Raw genomic sequence first — 20,848 nt, forward strand, 5'->3', positions numbered from 1 at the left:
ATGAGTGAAACAGGCTTTAAATACAGTATTTTAGCGTCGGGTTCCAGTGGAAATTCCTTTTATCTGGAAACCTCCAAAAAGAAACTTTTAGTGGATGCGGGCTTGTCAGGAAAGAAAATTACCAGCCTACTTGCTGAAATAAATCGCAAACCAGAAGACTTGGATGCTATCTTGATTACCCATGAGCATTCAGACCATATCCATGGAGTCGGTGTGTTGGCTCGCAAGTATGGTATGGATTTGTATGCTAATGAAAAGACCTGGCAGGCTATGGAAAATAGCAAGTATCTTGGCAAGGTGGATTCATCTCAGAAGCATATTTTTGAAATGGGCAAAACCAAAACATTTGGAGATATTGATATTGAGAGTTTTGGTGTTAGCCACGATGCGGTTGCACCGCAGTTCTATCGCTTTATGAAGGATGATAAGAGTTTTGTCATGCTGACTGATACAGGTTATGTGAGTGACCGTATGGCAGGGATTGTCGAGAATGCAGATGGCTATCTTATCGAGTCCAACCATGATGTAGAGATTTTGCGAGCAGGTTCTTACGCTTGGCGACTCAAACAACGAATCCTATCGGATCTCGGTCACCTTTCTAACGAGGACGGTGCCGAAGCTATGATTCGTACCTTGGGAAACCGCACTAAGAAAATCTACCTCGGGCATTTATCTAAGGAGAACAATATCAAGGAACTGGCTCATATGACCATGGTCAATCAGCTAGCACAAGCTGATCTGGGAGTTGGAGTAGATTTTAAGGTATATGATACCTCACCAGATACTGCAACACCATTGACAGATATATAGAAAGAACGCTAAGAAGGTGTTCTTTTTATATTGACTGAACACCTAAAAAGTAATACAATGGTGTTACCATTAAAAAAGAGAGTGCAAAAGATGACTACTATTACATTAAAAGTTTCTGAAGCTGATAAAACATTTATGAAAGCAATGGCTAAGTTTGAAGGAGTTTCCCTGTCGGAACTTATCCGCACCAAAACTCTTGAAGCTTTAGAAGATGAATACGATGCTCGTGTGGCAGATTTAGCCTATCAAGAGTATTTAGACGACTTGGAAAAAGGAGTTGAACCCATTACTTGGGAAGAAATGATTCATGATTTAGGCTTGGAGGATGAATAATTTGTATAAATTAGTTCCAACAAGACGTTTCATCAAGCAATTGAAAAAATTGGACCGTTATACGCAGAAGCTAATTACAAACTATTTACAAACCAATGTTTTGGAAGACCCAAGACGACACGGAAAGGCTTTGGTTGGTAATCGCGTTGGTCAATGGCGCTATAGAATTGGTAATTATCGAGTTATCGTACAAATTGTAGATGATGAATTAGTCATTGCTACTCTAGAAGTTGGTCATCGGAGAGATATTTATTGAATTAAAGCTGAGTAATAACAGTATAGAAAGTGAGGAGAGTAAAATTTGAAGAAAAAATGGTTTTTTGCAGATTATTATGATACAACAATTATTTTACTTGCTTTAATCTCTGTTATTTTGGTCTTGCTTGGATTTGCTGAGATGATTGATTTAGACAGTCCTCCATACAGTATTATTGACTTACTACTTTGGTTTGTGTTTGTGGTAGATTATGGTTGGCGGTTCTTTTTAAGTAAAGGGAAATGGCGATTCATAATTGAAAATATTTTTGATCTGCTAGCTATCCTTCCTTTAAATGCTATTTTTACAGTGTTTCGATTAGGCCGTATCTTTCGACTAGCAAGACTGACAAAATTATTGAAATTGACTCGTCTTTTAAGAATCGTTGGATTGACTGGCAAGCTGGAAAAGAAGGTAAGCAGACTCTTACGAACAAATGGCTTACTTTATATTCTTTATCTCAATTCCTTTATTGTATTGCTAGGGAGTTCGATTTTATCCGTTGTTGAAGAAAAATCTTTTTCAGAAAGTCTTTGGTGGGCTCTTGTAACTGTAACGACAGTGGGTTATGGGGATATTATTCCTACTTCAATTTTTGGTAAATGGTTAGCTGTCTTATTAATGCTTGTCGGTATTGGAACAATAGGAATGTTAACGAGTGCCTTGACGAACTTTTTTGTAAAAGATAATCCAGATGAACAGATAAAACTTGATAAACTCCAAGATGAATTGTCTAGTCAGAGAATACTACTTGAGAAGCAATCTGAGAAGATAGAAGAACTACATAGAATGATACAAGATTTGCTTGAAAAAACGCAATTTTGACCATTTAAAAACCACTCGATGAGTGGCTTTTTTACAATCCTGCGAAATCTTTGATTTCTTGAGCTGACATTGAAGAGTCGCAACGGACATTGATTTGTCCATCTGCAATGTGAACAAATCCTGGTACAGTTGGGATTCCGTAACGTGAACGGAATGCTTGCAGCTCATTGAGTTGGCTTGCTTCTTCACTGTTGATGAAGTAGATGTGAGCTTTGGTTTCAGATACGACACCTGACAATGTACCTGCAAATTTACGGCAGTAAGGGCAAGTTTTGCGACCGATAAAGAAGGTTGCAGTTTCTTTCTTATCAAGAGCTTCTTGCGCACGCGCAACTGTAGTGACTTCAAGGTCTTTGATATTATCTAAAAATTGTTCCATGAGATTACCTCGCTTTCATTGATAAGTCTAGTATGCCATAAAGTTTCTAAAATTGCTTAGATTTGATACGAAAAAAAGATGAGATTGGTTAATCTCATCTTTTATAGGTCTTTATTTTACAAAAGCATTGATTTCTGCTTCGATGTTAGCAATCTTAGCTTGTGATTCTTCGTTGGTTTCACCTACAACTGCAATGTAGAACTTGATTTTTGGTTCTGTCCCTGAAGGGCGAACGGCAATCCATGAACCGTCAGCAAGTGTGTATTTCAACACATCACTTGGAGGAGTTGTCAAGTTTGTAACAGTACCGTCAGCAGCAGTAGCTGTTTGAGCTTTGAAGTCTTCTACGACCGTAATAGCTGTTGCGTTCCATTCTTTTGGAGCATTGTTACGGAATTTAGCCATAATCGTTTTGATTTGTTCTGCACCATCGACACCTGAAAGGGTAACAGAGATAGTTTTTTCTGCGTAGTAGCCGTACTCTTTGTAGATTTCTTCGATGCCGTCAGCAAGAGTCAAACCACGTGAACGATAGTAAGCAGCAAGTTCAGCAACGACAAGAACAGCTTGGATAGCATCTTTATCACGTACGAATGGTTTTATCAAGTAACCGAAGCTTTCTTCAAATCCCATCATGTAAGTGTGATTGTGTTTTTCTTCGAATTCTTGGATTTTTTCAGCGATAAATTTGAAACCTGTCAAGACGTTGAACATTGTTGCGCCGTAACTTTCAGCAATCTTCGTTACCAAGTCAGTTGATACGATAGATTTGCAAAGAGCCGCGTTTTCTGGAAGAGTTCCAGCGTTTTTGTGGGCTTCCAAGATGTATTTAGCCATGATAGCACCGATTTGGTTACCTGAAAGGTTGAGGTAGCTACCATCTTTTTGAAGAACTTCAACACCAACACGGTCAGCATCAGGGTCAGTTGCCACAAGAACATCTGCACCAACTTGACGACCAAGTTCTTCAGCAAGGGCAAAGGCTGCTTGGCTTTCTGGGTTTGGAGATTTTACAGTTGAGAAGTCTGGGTCAGCAGTTGCTTGTGCTTCAACGACTTGAACAGAGTCAAATCCTGCTTGGGCAAGAGCACGACGAGCTAACATTTCACCAGTACCATGAAGTGGTGTGTAGACAATCTTCATGTCTTTACCAAATTCTTCAATCAAGGCTGGGTTGATGTTTACGTCTTTGACTTCTTTGAGGTATTCTACGTCAACAGCTTCGCCGATAACTTCAATCAAGCCAGAAGCTTTTTCAGTTTCCACATCAGCAACTTCAACTGCAAATGGGTTTTCGATTGCACGGATATAAGTAGTCAAAGCGTCTGCGTCGTGTGGAGGCATTTGTCCACCGTCTTCACCGTAAACTTTGTAACCGTTAAATGGAGCAGGGTTGTGGCTGGCTGTGACCATGATACCTGCGAAACAGTTGAGGTGACGAACTGCAAATGAGAGTTCTGGAGTTGGACGAAGGCTTTCAAATACGTAAGATTTGATGCCGTGTTTAGCAAGAACTGCCGCAGATTCAAAGGCAAACTCAGGTGAGAAGTGACGGCTATCGTAGGCAATTGCCACACCACGTTCTTTTTCATTTCCACCTTTTGACTCAATCAAACGAGCCAATCCTTCAGTAGCTTGGCGAACAACGTAGATGTTGATGCGGTTTGTACCAGCACCAATCAGGCCACGCATACCTGCAGTACCAAATTCAAGGTTTGTATAGAAGGCATCTTCTTTCGTTTTTTCATCCATATTTTTCAAATCTTGACGAAGGTAGTCAGGAAGCTCCGCAAAATCAACCCATTTCTGGTAATTTTCTTGGTAAGACATTGAAATTCTCCTTTTTGTAAATTGTTTTAACCGTTCACATTATAGCACTTTTTAGCGCTTTAGTAAAACGTTAGCATGAGAGTTACTACTTTAATAAATCATTTTCCTCACGATATCTATCAGATTTAGTTTTCTGGTTTTCTATTGTATAAGCATAGGAAATAGATTTAAAAAAAAACATTTAGTGATTAGTTAGGCATTTATAATTTGTTCCACCAATTTTAGAAAGAATTCTATAATTTTTAGATTTTTTTAAACATTCGGTTTTCTGTTTTGAATATTATTATACCTATGGTATAAGATCAGTAATAATAAAAGGAGACATTCTATTATGAAAAAAATTCTTAAGCATTCTGCTTTATTGTTATCAGCTTTAGCACTTGTTGCTTGTGGAACTTCGAAAAAAGCCAGCGACAACGGTACTGCATCAAATTCTAACTTTGAAATATCTGTTAAAGATGGAATGTTTGTATTGCCTAAGGATGAAAATTCATCTTCAAACTATCTTGCACTTCAAGTAGAAATCAAAAACAATCGTGACAAACAGTTCAGTTTCACTAGCCGCGATATCACTCTTTACAATGAAAAAGATGAAAAAGTAGAACCAATTCAAATGTATGATAGTGACAGTAAAACTAAATTCATGGATTATGGGGATAGTATTTCTAAAGGAAAAAGTGTAGCTGGCTATGTTGTCTATGAAGTTGATAAAAATGCTAAATATGAGCTTCATTTTGCACCTAGCTTCTATGAAGATATCAAAGAAAAATCTAATAAGAATAATGACGTAGCTATCAAAGTTGATCCAAGTAAGTACGAAGATCATATTGATGAAGCTAAAGAAGTAATGAAAAAGTATGTTGATGCGGTCTACCTTGATGGGGAAAGCTCAGGTGGTGGGAAAAAACTAAGCACTACTGACAATAAGGCTAAAGTTGTTCCCCTTGCAGATGATAAAAAATCATCTGATGGTGGAGCTGAATTCACTAATGATGTTAAGGCTGATAGGGAAGAATTCATTAAGAAATTTACAGAATCATTCGGAAAAAGTTTTTATAACTACAAACCTTCAGATTCAGAACTCCGCACCTTTGCTGAAGGATATATCAAAGCTAATGCTAAACGAGCAAAGGTAGAATACAAAGTAAAAACTTATTTGCCTGACTATGCAGTTATCTATGTAAGACCAGAAACAATTGACTTGGATAACTTAAATGTTTATGAACTAAGCCGTAAATTCTACGAAGAAAATAAAGGAAAATATGGTAACTATTCAGAAGCTATGAAAGCTGGTGAGAAGTATATTCTAGAAAATGCTCCAAGCCAATTTGAGTCTACTCCTCTAGATACTAGTGATAGTATGAGAAAAGAGGGGTATGAAATTAAAATGAGTAAAAAAGATGGGAAATGGACCATTGACACTTCTTCTAAGAACTATGATTTAAACGATATGGCTCGCACATTCCGTGGAGGGGTTGGTTATTAATATTAAAAGTTCGAGTTTTAAACTTGAACTTTTTTATTGCATTTGTATAAAATAGAAAAAGATAGTAAAATAGGTTTATGATTATTTTACAAGCTAATAAAATTGAACGTTCTTTTGCAGGAGAGGTTCTTTTTGATAATATCACCCTGCAAGTTGATGAACGAGATCGAATTGCTCTTGTTGGGAAAAATGGTGCAGGTAAGTCTACTCTTTTGAAGATTTTGGTTGGAGAAGAGGAGCCAACTAGTGGAGAAATCAATAAGAAAAAAGATATTTCTCTGTCTTACCTAGCCCAAGATAGCCGTTTTGAGTCTGAAAATACCATCTACGATGAGATGCTTCATGTCTTTGATGATTTACGTCGGACTGAGAAGCAACTTCGCCAGATGGAGTTGGAGATGGGTGAAAAGTTTGGTGAGGACTTGAATAAGCTGATGTCAGATTACGACCGCTTATCTGAAAATTTTCGTCAGGCAGATGGCTTTACCTATGAAGCTGATATACGAGCGATTTTAAATGGATTCAAGTTTGACGAATCTATGTGGCAGATGAAAATTGCTGAGCTTTCTGGTGGTCAAAATACTCGTCTGGCACTGGCTAAAATGCTCCTTGAAAAGCCAAATCTCTTGGTATTGGACGAGCCAACCAACCACTTGGATATTGAAACTATTGCCTGGCTAGAGAATTACTTGGTAAATTATAGCGGTGCCCTTATTATTGTCAGCCATGACCGTTATTTCTTGGACAAGGTTGCGACAATTACGCTGGATTTGACCAAGCATTCTTTGGACCGCTATGTGGGCAATTACTCTCGTTTTGTAGAGTTGAAGGAGCAAAAGCTAGCTACTGAGGCAAAAAACTATGAAAAGCAACAGAAGGAAATCGCAGCTCTGGAAGACTTTGTCAATCGCAATTTAGTCCGAGCTTCAACGACCAAGCGTGCCCAATCTCGCCGCAAACAGCTGGAAAAAATGGAACGTTTGGACAAGCCTGAAGCTGGCAAGAAAGCAGCCAATATGACCTTCCAGTCGGAAAAAAGCTCTGGTAATGTTGTCTTGACTGTTGAAAATGCGGCTATTGGCTATGACGGGGAAGTACTGTCAGAGCCTATCAACCTAGACCTTCGTAAAATGAATGCTGTTGCTATTGTTGGACCAAACGGCATTGGAAAGTCAACCTTTATTAAATCTATTGTAGAGCAGATTCCTTTTATCAAGGGTGAAAAGCGCTTTGGTGCCAATGTTGAGGTCGGTTACTATGACCAAACCCAAAGCAAGTTGACACCAAGTAATACTGTACTGGATGAACTTTGGAATGATTTTAAGCTGACGCCAGAAGTTGAAATTCGTAATCGTCTTGGTTCCTTCCTTTTCTCAGGAGATGATGTTAAAAAATCAGTCGGCATGTTGTCTGGGGGCGAGAAAGCTCGTTTGCTTTTGGCTAAACTGTCTATGGAAAACAACAATTTTTTGATTCTGGATGAGCCAACCAACCATCTGGATATTGATAGCAAGGAAGTGTTGGAAAATGCTTTGATTGACTTTGATGGAACTCTTCTATTCGTCAGCCACGACCGTTACTTTATCAATCGTGTGGCAACTCATGTTTTGGAATTGTCTGAGAATGGCTCGACTCTCTACCTTGGAGACTACGACTACTATGTTGAGAAGAAAGCAGAAGTAGAAATGACTCAGGCTTTGGAAGCTTCAACTAGCAATCAAGTAAAAGAAGCAAGTCCAGTCAATGACTACCAAGCCCAGAAAGAAAGTCAAAAAGAAGTTCGTAAGCTCATGCGACAAATCGAAAGTCTAGAAGCTGAAATTGAAGAGCTAGAAAGTCAAAGTCAAACCATTTCTGAACAAATGTTGGAGACAAACGATGCAGGTAAACTCATGGAATTACAGGCTGAGCTGGACAAAATCAGCCACCGTCAGGAAGAAGCCATGCTTGAATGGGAAGAATTATCGGAGCAGGTGTAAAGATGGAACATCTTGGAAAAGTATTTCGTGAATTTCGAACAAGTAGAAATTATTCTTTAAAGGAGGCGGCAGGGGAGTCTGATATAGCAGTTTCACGTTTCTTTGAGATTTTGGATAACATTCATGTCACAATCGAAAATTTCATGGATAAGGCTAGGGATTTCCATTATCATGAACATGTTGCCATGATGGGACAAATTGTGCCCCTTTACTATTCAAATGATATTGCAGGTTTTCAAAAGCTTCAAAGAGAACAACTTGAAAAGGCTAAGAGTTCGACGAATCCCCTTTATTTTGAGCTGAACTGGATTTTGCTACAAGGTCTGATTTGTCAAAGAGATTCGAGTTATCATATGGAGCAGGATGATTTAGATAAGGTAGCAGATTATCTCTTTAAGACAGAAGAATGGACCATGTATGAGTTGATTCTTTTCGGGAACCTCTATATTTTCTACGATGTGGACTATGTCACTCGGATTGGTAGAGAAGTTATGGAGAGGGAGGGATTTTATCAAGAAATTGGTCGCCATAGAAAACTGGTCTTGATTTTAGCCCTTAATTGTTACCAGCATTGTTTAGAGCATCTTTCTTTCGAAAATGCAAGCTATTTTGAGACTTATACAGAGAAGATTATTGGTAAAGGGATCAAACTGTATGAGCGTAATATTTTCCATTATCTAAAAGGCTTTTCCTTGTACCAAAAAGGACAGTGTAAAGAAGGCTGTAAGCAGATGCAAGAGGCCTTGCGTATTTTTGACCTACTAGGTCTTCCAGAGCAAGTAGCCTACTATCAAGAACACTACGAAAAATTTGTCAAAGATTAATTTTCCCAAATAAGGGAAAAAATAAAAAGCTCCTTTCAGTTTTGATACAATAGTTTCAAAATTTGAGAGGAGTTTTTATATGAATCGCTATGCAGTACAGTTGATTAGCCGTGGAGCTGTTAACAAGATAGGGAATATGCTCTATGATTATGGAAATAGTGTTTGGTTGGCTTCCATGGGAACTATCGGACAGACAGTTTTAGGAATGTATCAGATCTCTGAACTCGTCACATCTATTCTCGTAAATCCTTTTGGCGGAGTCATTTCAGACCGTTTTTCTCGTCGTAAGATTTTAATGGTGACAGACCTTGTTTGTGGGATTCTTTGTCTGGCTATTTCTTTCATAAGGAATGACAGCTGGATGATTGGGGCTTTGATTGGGGCTAATATTGTGCAGGCTATTGCTTTTGCCTTTTCAAGACCTGCAAATAAGGCCATTATCACAGAATTGGTAGAGAAGGATGAACTGGTCCTCTACAATTCTCGTTTGGAGTTGGTCTTGCAGGTTGTCAGTGTGAGTTCCCCTGTACTCTCTTTTCTGGTTTTACAATTCGCAAGTCTCCATCTGACGCTCTTACTAGATGCTTTGACTTTTTTTATAGCATTTGTTCTAGTGGCCTTACTTCCAAAAGAAGAACCAATGGTTCAAGATAAGAAACCTTTTACTGGGAAAGATATTTTTGCGGATATCAAAGATGGCTTGCACTATATCTGGCATCAAAAAGAGATTTTCTTTCTTCTGTTAGTGGCTTCCAGCGTTAATTTCTTTTTTGCGGCTTTTGAGTTTTTGCTTCCTTTTTCAAATAAACTATATGGAGTAGAAGGAGCTTATGCGACTATCTTAACCATGGGTGCGATTGGCTCAATTATAGGAGCACTGATAGCAAATAAATTTAAATCAAGTATGAATACACTTTTGTTCTTATTGATTTTAACAGGAGTAGGAGTTTTCATGATGGGTTTGCCACTGCCCAATATTTTAGCCTTTTCTGGAAACCTGATTTGTGAATTGTTTATGACGATTTTTAATATTCACTTTTTTACTCGAGTACAAACCAAGGTTGAGAGCGAATTTCTTGGGAGAGTACTGAGTACAATTTTTACCTTAGCTATTCTATTTATGCCTATTGCAAAAGGATTTATGACAGTCTTGCCAAGTGTACATCTCTCTTCTTTCCTGATAATTGGAAGTGGTGTTATCATCTTGTCTTGTATATCGTTTATTTATGTTCGAACTCATTTTGAAAAATTGATATAAGGCTGCTTGAGTTTTAAAAATAATTCCAATCTAAGTGTTTTTTCTGCCCTTCTCCATTGTGAGGAGGGCTTAGTTTATGGTAAAATAGTTTTATGAATAAAAGAATGAATGAGTTAGTCGCCTTGCTCAATCGCTATGCGGCTGAGTATTATACCAGCGATAATCCGTCGGTTTCAGACAGTGAGTATGATCGACTTTACCGAGAGTTGGTTGAGTTAGAAACTGCCTATCCAGATCAAGTGTTAGCAGATAGTCCTACCCATCGTGTTGGTGGCAAGATTTTAGATGGTTTTGAAAAATACAGTCATCAGTATCCTCTTTATAGTTTGCAGGATGCTTTTTCACGTGAGGAGCTTGAAGCTTTTGACGCGCGTGTTCGTAAGGAAGTGGCTCATCCAACCTATATTTGTGAGCTGAAAATCGATGGCTTGTCTATCTCGCTGACGTATGAAAAGGGGATTTTGGTTGCTGGGGCAACACGTGGAGATGGTTCTATTGGTGAAAATATAACAGAAAATCTCAAACGTGTTAAGGACATTCCTTTGACCTTGCCAGAAGAACTAGATATCACGGTTCGTGGGGAATGTTATATGCCACGCGCTTCTTTTGACCAGGTTAACCAAGCTCGCCAAGAAAATGGAGAGCCTGAATTTGCTAATCCTCGTAATGCAGCGGCAGGAACACTGCGTCAGCTGGATACAGCAGTAGTTGCCAAGCGTAATCTTGCCACTTTCCTCTATCAAGAAGCCAGCCCTTCAACTCGTGATAGTCAAGAAAAGGTTTTGAAGCACCTAGAACAACTAGGTTTTGTGGTCAATCCTAAGCGAATCTTGGCTGAAAACATAGATGAAATCTGGGATTTTATTCAAGAAGTAGGACAGGAACGGGAAAATCTGCCTTATGATATTGATGGAGTTGTAATCAAGATCAATGACCTAGCAAGCCAAGAAGAACTCGGCTTTACTGTTAAGGCTCCAAAGTGGGCAGTGGCTTACAAGTTCCCAGCTGAAGAAAAAGAAGCACAACTCTTATCAGTTGATTGGACAGTTGGCCGTACGGGTGTTGTGACTCCAACTGCAAATCTGACTCCTGTTCAGCTTGCTGGGACAACTGTTAGCCGTGCGACTCTACACAATGTGGATTATATTGCTGAAAAAGATATCCGCAAAGACGATACGGTTATCGTCTATAAGGCTGGAGATATCATCCCTGCTGTTTTACGTGTGGTAGAGTCAAAACGGGTTTCTGAAGAAAAACTGGATATCCCTACAAACTGTCCAAGTTGTGACTCTGATTTGTTGCACTTTGAAGAGGAAGTGGCCCTTCGTTGTATCAATCCGCGTTGCCCTGCTCAAATCATGGAAGGTTTGATTCACTTTGCTTCTCGTGATGCTATGAATATTACAGGCCTTGGTCCATCTATTGTTGAGAAGCTCTTTGCTGCTAATTTAGTCAAGGATGTGGCGGATATTTATCGTTTGAAAGAAGAAGATTTCCTCCTTTTAGAGGGGGTTAAGGAAAAGTCTGCTTCTAAACTGTATCAAGCTATCCAAGCATCAAAGGAAAATTCTGCCGAGAAGCTCTTATTTGGTTTGGGAATTCGCCATGTCGGAAGCAAGGCCAGTCAGCTCTTACTTCAACATTTTCATTCAATCGAAAATCTGGCGCAGGCAGATCCAGAGGAAGTGGCTAGTATTGAAAGTCTGGGTGGTGTGATTGCCAAGAGTCTTCAGACATATTTTGCGACAGAAGGCTCTGAAATTCTCCTCAGAGAATTGAGAGAAGCTGGGGTCAATCTGGACTATAAAGGTCAGACAGTAGTTGCGGATGCAGCCTTGTCAGGTTTGACAGTGGTATTGACTGGAAAATTAGAACGTCTCAAACGCTCAGAAGCTAAAAGTAAACTCGAAAGTCTGGGTGCCAAAGTGACAGGTAGTGTTTCTAAAAAGACAGACCTTGTTGTTGCAGGAGCAGATGCTGGAAGTAAACTGCAAAAAGCACAAGAACTTGGTATCGAAGTTCGAGATGAAGCTTGGCTAGAAAGTTTGTAATAATCTTTTAAAATCAGAGTTTAGATAATATAACTATGTTTGTTAATTGAGTCGAAATTGACAAAAAATTATTAGTGAAATAGAAAGAAAATAGAAGTAAAAAGGAAAAATATAAAATGTTTAATTACCCTATGCGCATTCATTACCATCGCAAGAATGGAGAATATGACACTTGCTCTTTTGTAAAAAGTCAGGACCAGCGAATTGATTTGCTGACCTATAAAGAAGATTATTTTGGTGCCTTATTTAGTTTTGAACACCCAAGTTCTCATGCCTTAGAAAGCCTAAATTTTGTAGTTCACACAGGACAAACCAGTAAAGAATATGCTATCCGTTTTAATCACTATCCTCTTTTAACAGAGGTTTGGATTTTGGAAGGGGATGACAGGATTTATTACTCTGAAAATCCTGCTATTGCAAGTCCTTTCTATCAAAATCAAAATCCTTTTGCCTTTGATAAGGCCATTAATAGTGCTAGTTTTGACCACCATTGGGGTTACCAAGGGGAATTGGGGTGCCGTGTAGAGGATAATCAAGCTCATTTTGCTCTCTGGGCTCCAACAGCGACAGAAGTGCAGATAGTTGTTTATGAATCTGCCGCTAACAATGCTCCTGTTTGGAAGACTTTTGAGATGGAAAGAGGCAATAGCTACTCTTATAACCATAAAGACAATACAATCGGTGTCTGGAGTTTGGATGTTGAGGAAGATTTGACTGGTAAGGCTTATCAGTATCAAGTCCAATTCCCTCATCACCAAACACTGACACGCGACCCATACACAATTGCGACCAGTCCTGATGGCAAACGTTCAGCTATCCTTAGCCATGCAGAAAAGCAAGTTGAAAACTTTGAGGTCAAGCACGGTTCTGAGGCTACTTGGCGCTTGGAAAATCCATGTAAGGCAGTTATTTGTGAAATGCACATTCGTGATTTGACCAAATCACCGACCTCAGGTGTAGATGAACATCTTAGAGGAACTTTCTTGGGTGCTGCCCAAACTGGAACAGTTAACCAGTTTGGTCAGTCAACCGCTTTTGATTACATCAAGAAGCTGGGATATAATTATGTTCAGTTGCAACCAATTGCAGATCGTCATAAAGAATACGATGCGGATGGGAATGTAACCTACAACTGGGGTTATGATCCACAAAACTATAACGCACCAGAAACGAGCCTTTCAACAAACCCAGATGATCCCGCCCAGGTTATTCGTGATTTGAAGACCATGGTTCAAGCCTATCACGATGCTGGTATTGGTGTCATTATGGATGTGGTCTATAATCATACCTTCTCAGTTGTTGATGCACCTTTTCAAACAACTGTCCCTGATTACTATTATCGTATGAATCCAGACGGTACCTTCCAGAATGGAACGGGTGTTGGAAATGAAACAGCCAGTGAACACGAAATGTTCCGCAAGTATATGATTGATTCTCTTCTATACTGGGTGCAGGAATACAATATTGACGGCTTCCGTTTTGATTTGATGGGGATTCATGATGTTAAGACCATGCAGATGATTCGTCAGAGCTTGGATGAAATTGACCCTAACATTATCCTTTATGGAGAAGGTTGGGATATGGGAACAGGTCTTGCACCTTATGATAAGGCTAAGAAAGACAATGCCTACCAGATGCCAAATATCGGTTTCTTTAACGACAATCAGCGTGATGCTGTCAAAGGTGGAGAAGTTTATGGTTCTATCAAATCTGGTTTTGTTAGTGGTGCTGCTACGGAGCCAATTCTAGCTAAAGCAATCCTAGGAAGTCGTGAATTATGCACCTATACACATCCAAATCAGGTGCTTAACTATGTAGAGGCTCATGACAATTACAATCTTCACGATTTGTTGGCAACCCTTCATCCAGATCAAAATTCCGAGCAAATCATGCGCAAGGTTGAGACAGCCACAGCTATGAACCTACTCATGCAGGGGATGGCCTTTATGGAAATCGGTCAAGAATTTGGTCGTACTAAACTGGTTGCGACTGGTGAAAATGGTGAGCTGACCCATGATGATAGAGAGCGTGCTATGAATAGCTATAATGCTCCTGACAGTGTGAACCAAGTGAACTGGGATTTGATTAATGAGCGTCAAGATAGTATTGAGTTTATCCGTCAGATGATTCGATTGAAGACAGAAAGCAGTGCCTTTTCTTACCCAACTTATGATGAGATTTACCATCATGTTTTTGTTCATTCAGCCAACGAACATAGTGGTTGGATTGTCTATGAGATTCAAGGGGAAGAACATTTACTGGTTGTATTTAATGCTAAAGGGCAAGACTTCCAGTTTGAAAATGCTGGAAATCTAGAACTATTGGTGACCAATAGCCATTTAAGTGATAAAGACATGGTTGGTGGCGTCAGTGCCAGCGTTTTTAAAGTTTTGTAGAATAGATTTACAATTTTATTTTTTGTATGATTATATCAGAATATTTTTAAAAAATTAAAGGCTTTTCTATGGGTAGTGATGTTTTTTTTGATTATTTTTTGAAGTCACTTAGGTTTCATCTTGGTGATAGGTGTAAGGATATTGGATTTATAGAGTTTGTTAAAGATGAAAATAATAGTTTTATTATTATAAAGGATTATATTTTAGAATCATTAGTGGTGTTGTCAAATATTTTGAGTAAGGAGAGGATTCTGTTTTCTTGTGGGATTATTAATAGTAAGGGGGGAGTTACTGGAGTAGAAGTATGTATGAATGTATTAGAGTTAGAAAGATTAAATAATTTGTATAAGATATAGTTTTGAAGAATATTAAAAAACATAATGGCAACTGTCTATGTAGGATGTGTGCAGTTTATAGTATCAGTGTTTCCTAACGAAGTAAAGTATAGTGCGTTATACTTTACTTGGAAGTGGTGCCGAAAATATGCTAAACTACTAAAAAAACAATAAAATCAGGAGATTCGTTTCCTGATTTATTTTTTTACTTAAAATTATATTTTTGTTAGCTAAATGACGAACTTTATGATAGTATTATAAAAAACAATTCGTTTTCAAAGCGTTTCTGAAAATTTCTTGATTTACAAGTGAACACATCAGTGAATTTGTTGAAGACTTTCAAAAGATTTTTTTGCAAATTCCGTAATTTACTTGAATCTTCCCTAAAAAGGTAGTATAATAAATCTATAGAAAACGCTTACAGAAATAGGAGGGTGTATGGATAAGAAAAAAGCTTTAAAAACCTTTATGACAGGTGAAAATTTTCACCTCCAGCACTATCTGGGAGCTCATAGGGAAGAAAAAAATGGAGAGTATGGCTATACTTTTCGTGTGTGGGCGCCTAATGCTCAAGCTGTTCACTTGGTAGGGGATTTCACTAATTGGGTTGAAAATCAAATTCTGATGGAACGGAATGAATTTGGAGTCTGGGAAGTCTTTACCAGTCTTGCTCAAGAAGGCCAAATTTATAAGTACCATATCACACGTGCAAATGGTCATCAGCTGATGAAGATTGACCCTTTGGCTGTACGTTATGAGGCACGACCTGGTACTGGGGCTATTTTAACAGATATTCCAGAAAAGAAATGGAAGGATGGTCTCTGGCTAGCCCGTAGAAAGCGATTGAGCTTTGAAGAGCGTCCTGTCAATATTTATGAGGTCCACGCTGGATCTTGGAAAAGAAATTCAGATGGTAGTCCTTTTAGTTTTAGACAGCTAAAGGATGACCTCATTCCCTATCTCGTTGAAATGAACTACACTCACATCGAGTTTATGCCTTTGATGTCTCACCCACTCGGTTTGAGTTGGGGCTATCAGCTTATGGGTTACTTTGCTCTAGAGCATGCCTATGGTCGTCCTGAAGAGTTTCAAGAGTTTGTAGAGGAATGTCACTTAAACAATATCGGAGTCATTGTAGACTGGGTACCTGGTCACTTTACTATCAATGATGATGCCTTGGCCTATTATGATGGAACACCGACTTTTGAATACCAAGACCATAATAAGGCTCATAACTACGGTTGGGGAGCACTCAATTTTGACCTTGGAAAGAATGAAGTCCAGTCTTTCTTGATTTCTAGTATTAAGTTTTGGATTGATTTTTATCATTTAGATGGTATTCGCGTGGATGCGGTTAGCAACATGCTCTATCTTGACTACGATGATGCTCCATGGACACCTAATAAAGATGGTGGCAATCTCAACTATGAGGGATATTATTTCCTTCAACGCTTGAATGATGTGATTAAACTAGTTCATCCAGATGTGATGATGATTGCAGAAGAAAGTTCATCAGCTACTCAGATTACTGACACTAAGGATTCAGATGGTCTAGGATTTGACTACAAGTGGAATATGGGCTGGATGAATGATATCCTCCGATTCTACGAAGAAGATCCGATTTACCGTAAATATGACTTTAATCTGGTGACTTTCAGCTTTATGTATGTCTTCAAGGAAAACTATCTCCTACCATTCTCGCACGATGAAGTGGTTCACGGTAAGAAGAGTATGATGCATAAGATGTGGGGAGATCGCTACAATCAATTCGCAGGCTTGCGCAATCTCTACACTTACCAAATTTGTCACCCAGGTAAGAAATTGCTCTTCATGGGTAGTGAATATGGGCAATTCCTAGAATGGAAATCTGAAGAACAGTTGGAATGGTCTAACCTAGAAGATCCAATGAATGCTAAGATGAAGTATTTCACTTCTCAGCTAAACCAGTTTTACAAAGATCACCGCTGTCTGTGGGAAATTGATACCAGCTATGATGGTATTGAAATCATCGATGCGGATAATCGAGACCAGAGTGTTCTTTCCTTCATCCGTAAGGGTAAGAAAGATGATATGTTAGTCTGTATCTTTAATATGGCACCTGTTGAACGAAAAGATTTTACAATCGGACTTCCTGTTGCAGGGATTTACGAAGAAGTCTGGAATACTGAGTTAGAAGAGTGGGGAGGCGTTTGGAAAGAACACAATCAAACTGTGCAAACACAAGAAGGACTTTGGAAAGATTATGAGCAGACCTTGACCTTTACCCTACCGGCTATGGGAGCAAGTGTATGGAGAATCAAACGTCGCTTGAAACCTACTAAAACCGTCACAAGTAAAAACCAAAAAGGAGTAGAAAATGAAGAATGAAATGTTAGCTTTGATTCTTGCTGGTGGGCAAGGAACTCGTCTCGGTAAACTCACTCAAAGCATCGCAAAACCAGCTGTGCAATTTGGTGGGCGCTACCGTATCATTGACTTTGCTCTTTCAAACTGTGCCAACTCAGGTATCAACAATGTTGGAGTTATTACACAGTACCAACCACTTGCTCTCAACAACCATATTGGGAATGGTTCAAGCTGGGGACTAGACGGTATCAATTCTGGTGTCTCTATTCTTCAACCTTATTCTGCAAGCGAAGGAAATCGTTGGTTCGAGGGGACTAGCCACGCTATTTACCAAAATATTGATTATATCGACAGTGTCAACCCTGAGTATGTTTTGATTCTATCTGGGGACCACATCTATAAAATGGACTATGATGATATGCTCCAGTCACACAAGGATAATAATGCTAGTTTGACAGTCGCAGTTCTTGATGTTCCTCTTAAGGAAGCTAGCCGTTTTGGTATCATGAATACAGATGCAAACAATCGTATTGTTGAATTTGAAGAAAAACCAGCTCAACCTAAATCTACCAAAGCTTCTATGGGAATCTATATCTTTGATTGGCAACGTCTCCGCAATATGCTTGTTGCTGCTGAAAAGAGCAATGTCGATATGTCAGACTTTGGTAAAAATGTCATTCCAAATTACCTTGAGTCAGGTGAAAGTGTTTATGCCTACGAATTTAATGGTTACTGGAAAGATGTTGGTACGATTGAGTCTCTTTGGGAAGCAAATATGGAGTATATTTCACCAGAAAATGCCTTGGATAGCCGTAACCGTCAATGGAAGATTTACTCAAGAAACTTAATTTCACCACCAAACTTCCTTGGGACAAATGCTCATGTGGAAGATTCCTTGGTCGTCGATGGCTGTTTTGTAGATGGAACTGTTAAACATTGTATCGTTTCAACAGGTGCGCAAGTTCGCGAAGGGGCAGAAGTTCTTGATTCAGTTATCATGAGTGGAGCTATTATTGGACACGGGGCTAAAATCAAACGTGCCATTATTGGTGAAGGTGCAGTTATTTCTGATGGTGTCGAAATTGATGGAACAGAAGAAGTACAGGTTGTAGGATATGATGAAGTAGTGGGGGTAGCAACAGATGAAGATTGATAAATATTCTGCCATTTTAGGAAACACAGTTGGTTTTCATGATATGTCAACACTGACAGACCACCGTCCAGTAGCTAGTTTGCCATTTGGTGGTAAATATCGCTTGATCGACTTCCCGCTTTCAAGTCTTGCTAATGCTGGTGTCCGTAGTATTTTTGGTATTTTCCAACAAGACAATATCAGTTCAGTCTTTGACCATATCCGTTCTGGGCGTGAGTGGGGATTGTCAACTCTTCTTAGCCACTACTATCTAGGTATTTACAATACCCGTGTGGAAAGTAGTACAGTTGGAAAAGAATACTACCAACAGCTTCTTACTTATTTGAAACGTTCTGGCTCAAACCAAACAGTATCACTTAACTGTGATGTTTTGATTAATATTGATCTGAACCAAGTATTCCACCTACACAGTGCAAATAAGGGGCCTATCACTGTAGTTTATAAAAAACTACCTAAAAAAGATATTTCAGAAGTAAATGCAATCTTGGAAGTGGATGAAACAGACCATGTTCGTTCTCATAAACTCTTTGATAGCAAGTCAACAGATGAAGTTTACAATATGTCCACAGATATCTTTGTCGTAGATACACCTTGGTTGATTGAACGCTTAGAAGAAGAAGCTAAGAAAGAACATCCAGAGAAATTGCGTTATGTTTTACGAGATTTAGCCGCAAAAGAAGGGGCTTTTGCCTACGAGTACACAGGTTATCTAGCAAATATTCATTCTGTAGAGTCTTATTACCAAGCTAATAAAGATATGCTTGAATCCCAAAAATTCTACTCTCTCTTTACTCCAAACCAAAAGATTTATACAAAGGTCAAAAACGAAGAACCGACCTACTATGCTAATACATCTAAGGTAAGTACATCTCAGTTTGCTTCAGGTAGTATCATTGAGGGGGAAGTGGCTAATTCTGTTTTATCACGTAATATTCATGTCCATAAGGATAGCTTGGTTAAAGATAGCATCTTATTCCCTCGTGTTGTTATTGGAGAAGGTGCTCAGGTAGAATATGCTATCTTGGATAAGGGTGTTGAAGTTGCGGACGGAGTTGTGATCCGTGGAACTGCAGAACATCCAGTCGTCGTTAAGAAAGGTAGCAAAGTAACAGAGGATATTCATTCATGAAAATTTTATTTGTAGCAGCTGAGGGTGCACCCTTTTCAAAAACAGGTGGTTTGGGAGACGTCATTGGCGCTCTTCCTAAATCACTAGTAAAAGCGGGACATGAAGTTGCAGTAATTTTACCCTACTATGACATGGTAGAGGCTAAATTTGGGAATCAGATTGAAGATGTTCTTCATTTTGAGGTGAGTGTTGGTTGGCGCAGACAGTATTGTGGAATTAAGAAAACAGTATTAAATGGTGTAACCTTCTACTTTATTGACAACCAATACTATTTCTTCCGAGGCCATGTTTACGGTGATTTTGATGACGGAGAACGCTTTGCCTTTTTCCAACTTGCTGCCATTGAGGCTATGGAAAGGATTGACTTTATTCCTGATCTTCTCCATGTTCATGACTACCATACAGCTATGATTCCTTTCTTGTTGAAGGAAAAATACCGTTGGATTCAAGCCTATCAAGGAATAAAAACTGTTTTAACTATTCATAATTTAGAATTCCAAGGACAATTTTCAGAAGGAATGTTGGGTGATTTGTTTGGAGTTGGCTTTGAACGATACGCTGATGGCACCCTTCGCTGGAATAACTGTCTGAACTGGATGAAGGCTGGAATTCTTTACGCAGACCGTGTTTCAACAGTTTCACCTAGCTATGCTCATGAAATTATGACCAGTCAATTCGGATGTAACTTGGATCAAATTCTTCGAATGGAGTCTGGTAAGGTATCTGGGATCGTGAATGGGATTGATGCTGACCTTTATAATCCTCAGACGGATGCCCTATTAGACTATCATTTTAATCAGGAAGATTTGTCTGGTAAAGCCCAGAATAAGGCAAAATTGCAAGAGAGAGTTGGCTTGCCAGTTAGATCTGACGTTCCTCTGGTAGGAATTGTTTCTCGTTTGACACGTCAAAAAGGTTTTGATGTGGTGGTCGAAAGTCTTCACCATATCTTGCAAGAAGATGTTCAGATTGTTCTTTTGGGAACTGGCGATCCAGCATTTGAAGGAGCTTTCTCATGGTTTGCTCAGATTTACCCAGACAAGCTATCAGCAAATATCACTTTTGATGTCAAACTTGCTCAAGAAATCTACGCTGCTTGCGACCTCTTCCTCATGCCGAGTCGTTTTGAACCGTGTGGCTTGTCTCAAATGATGGCTATGCGTTACGGAACCTTGCCATTGGTCCATGAAGTTGGAGGCTTGCGAGATACAGTTCGCGCTTTCAATCCAATCGAAGGAAGCGGTACTGGCTTTAGCTTTGACAATCTATCTCCTTACTGGTTAAATTGGACTTTCCAAACAGCTTTGGACTTGTATAGAAACCATCCTGATGTTTGGAGAAATCTACAAAAACAAGCTATGGAGTGTGATTTCTCATGGGATACAGCCTGCAGGTCATACCTTGACTTGTACCATAGTTTAGTTAATTAATAGATAAAATCGTATGATGACTTCATAC

17 protein-coding genes are annotated in these 20,848 nt (G+C 39.0%); 15 read left to right on the top strand and 2 right to left on the bottom strand.

Translation table 11 applies throughout. The features are described 5' to 3' along the window. The 4 genes from O3616_RS03080 to O3616_RS03095 all read left to right on the top strand — a co-directional run bounded on the left by O3616_RS03080 (nucleotide 1) and on the right by O3616_RS03095 (nucleotide 2,224). Nucleotides 1-810, top strand: coding sequence for an MBL fold metallo-hydrolase (locus tag O3616_RS03080; RefSeq protein WP_094753292.1), 810 nt, complete (start codon nucleotides 1-3; stop codon nucleotides 808-810). 90 nt (nucleotides 811-900) lie between these two features. After that, on the top strand, nucleotides 901-1,143 hold the full coding sequence (gene relB / locus O3616_RS03085; RefSeq protein ID WP_049521138.1) for a type II toxin-antitoxin system RelB family antitoxin: 243 nt from the start codon (nucleotides 901-903) through the stop codon (nucleotides 1,141-1,143). Between the two features lies 1 nt (nucleotide 1,144). Next, a complete protein-coding gene (locus O3616_RS03090) occupies nucleotides 1,145-1,399 on the top strand; it encodes a type II toxin-antitoxin system RelE/ParE family toxin (RefSeq protein WP_007284771.1) in 255 nt (84 codons plus the stop codon). Nucleotides 1,400-1,444: 45 nt separating this feature from the next. After that, nucleotides 1,445-2,224, top strand: coding sequence for a potassium channel family protein (locus O3616_RS03095; protein ID WP_070843047.1), 780 nt, complete (start codon nucleotides 1,445-1,447; stop codon nucleotides 2,222-2,224). 31 nt (nucleotides 2,225-2,255) lie between these two features. Here the strand turns inward: O3616_RS03095 and O3616_RS03100 are convergent, their stop codons facing one another. Further along, nucleotides 2,256-2,603 (bottom strand): thioredoxin, encoded by a 348-nt coding sequence (locus tag O3616_RS03100; protein WP_371638060.1) that lies wholly within the window; start codon nucleotides 2,601-2,603, stop codon nucleotides 2,256-2,258. Nucleotides 2,604-2,714: 111 nt separating this feature from the next. Beyond that, nucleotides 2,715-4,433 (bottom strand): phospho-sugar mutase, encoded by a 1,719-nt coding sequence (locus O3616_RS03105; RefSeq protein WP_371638061.1) that lies wholly within the window; start codon nucleotides 4,431-4,433, stop codon nucleotides 2,715-2,717. Nucleotides 4,434-4,764: 331 nt separating this feature from the next. Here O3616_RS03105 and O3616_RS03110 point away from each other — a divergent pair, with 331 nt between their 5' ends. The 11 genes from O3616_RS03110 (at nucleotide 4,765) to glgA (ending at nucleotide 20,820) form a co-directional block, all read left to right on the top strand. Beyond that, a complete protein-coding gene (locus O3616_RS03110; protein ID WP_042751227.1) occupies nucleotides 4,765-5,919 on the top strand; it encodes a DUF4352 domain-containing protein in 1,155 nt (384 codons plus the stop codon). A 77-nt stretch (nucleotides 5,920-5,996) separates the two neighbouring features. Further along, nucleotides 5,997-7,898, top strand: coding sequence for an ATP-binding cassette domain-containing protein (locus tag O3616_RS03115; RefSeq protein ID WP_371638062.1), 1,902 nt, complete (start codon nucleotides 5,997-5,999; stop codon nucleotides 7,896-7,898). A gap of 2 nt (nucleotides 7,899-7,900) precedes the next feature. Further along, nucleotides 7,901-8,722: a MutR family transcriptional regulator gene (locus O3616_RS03120; RefSeq protein WP_371638118.1), complete on the top strand. Its 822-nt coding sequence runs from the start codon at nucleotides 7,901-7,903 to the stop codon at nucleotides 8,720-8,722. Nucleotides 8,723-8,801: 79 nt separating this feature from the next. Continuing rightward, complete coding sequence (locus O3616_RS03125) at nucleotides 8,802-9,980, top strand: MFS transporter (RefSeq protein ID WP_371638063.1); 1,179 nt, start codon at nucleotides 8,802-8,804, stop codon at nucleotides 9,978-9,980. 92 nt (nucleotides 9,981-10,072) lie between these two features. Beyond that, nucleotides 10,073-12,031: an NAD-dependent DNA ligase LigA gene (gene ligA, locus O3616_RS03130; RefSeq protein WP_371638064.1), complete on the top strand. Its 1,959-nt coding sequence runs from the start codon at nucleotides 10,073-10,075 to the stop codon at nucleotides 12,029-12,031. A gap of 116 nt (nucleotides 12,032-12,147) precedes the next feature. Next, on the top strand, nucleotides 12,148-14,427 hold the full coding sequence (pulA, locus tag O3616_RS03135; protein WP_371638065.1) for a type I pullulanase: 2,280 nt from the start codon (nucleotides 12,148-12,150) through the stop codon (nucleotides 14,425-14,427). Between the two features lie 68 nt (nucleotides 14,428-14,495). Next, on the top strand, nucleotides 14,496-14,783 hold the full coding sequence (locus O3616_RS03140) for a hypothetical protein (protein ID WP_180364293.1): 288 nt from the start codon (nucleotides 14,496-14,498) through the stop codon (nucleotides 14,781-14,783). Nucleotides 14,784-15,200: 417 nt separating this feature from the next. Then, complete coding sequence (gene glgB, locus O3616_RS03145) at nucleotides 15,201-17,129, top strand: 1,4-alpha-glucan branching protein GlgB (protein WP_371638066.1); 1,929 nt, start codon at nucleotides 15,201-15,203, stop codon at nucleotides 17,127-17,129. Beyond that, nucleotides 17,119-18,261, top strand: a complete 1,143-nt coding sequence (locus tag O3616_RS03150; RefSeq protein ID WP_371638067.1) for a glucose-1-phosphate adenylyltransferase — start codon at nucleotides 17,119-17,121, stop codon at nucleotides 18,259-18,261. Before glgB ends, O3616_RS03150 begins: the two co-directional genes overlap by 11 nt. Then, a complete protein-coding gene (gene glgD, locus O3616_RS03155; RefSeq protein ID WP_371638068.1) occupies nucleotides 18,251-19,390 on the top strand; it encodes a glucose-1-phosphate adenylyltransferase subunit GlgD in 1,140 nt (379 codons plus the stop codon). Before O3616_RS03150 ends, glgD begins: the two co-directional genes overlap by 11 nt. Next, entirely contained in the window at nucleotides 19,387-20,820 is a 1,434-nt protein-coding gene (glgA, locus tag O3616_RS03160) for a glycogen synthase GlgA (protein WP_371638069.1), read from the top strand. The genes glgD and glgA overlap by 4 nt, the downstream gene beginning before the upstream one ends. Nucleotides 20,821-20,848: the final 28 nt, after the last annotated feature.

The sequence above is a fragment of the Streptococcus sp. 27098_8_86 genome (assembly GCF_041432595.1).
GTDB lineage: Bacteria > Bacillota > Bacilli > Lactobacillales > Streptococcaceae > Streptococcus > Streptococcus pneumoniae_F.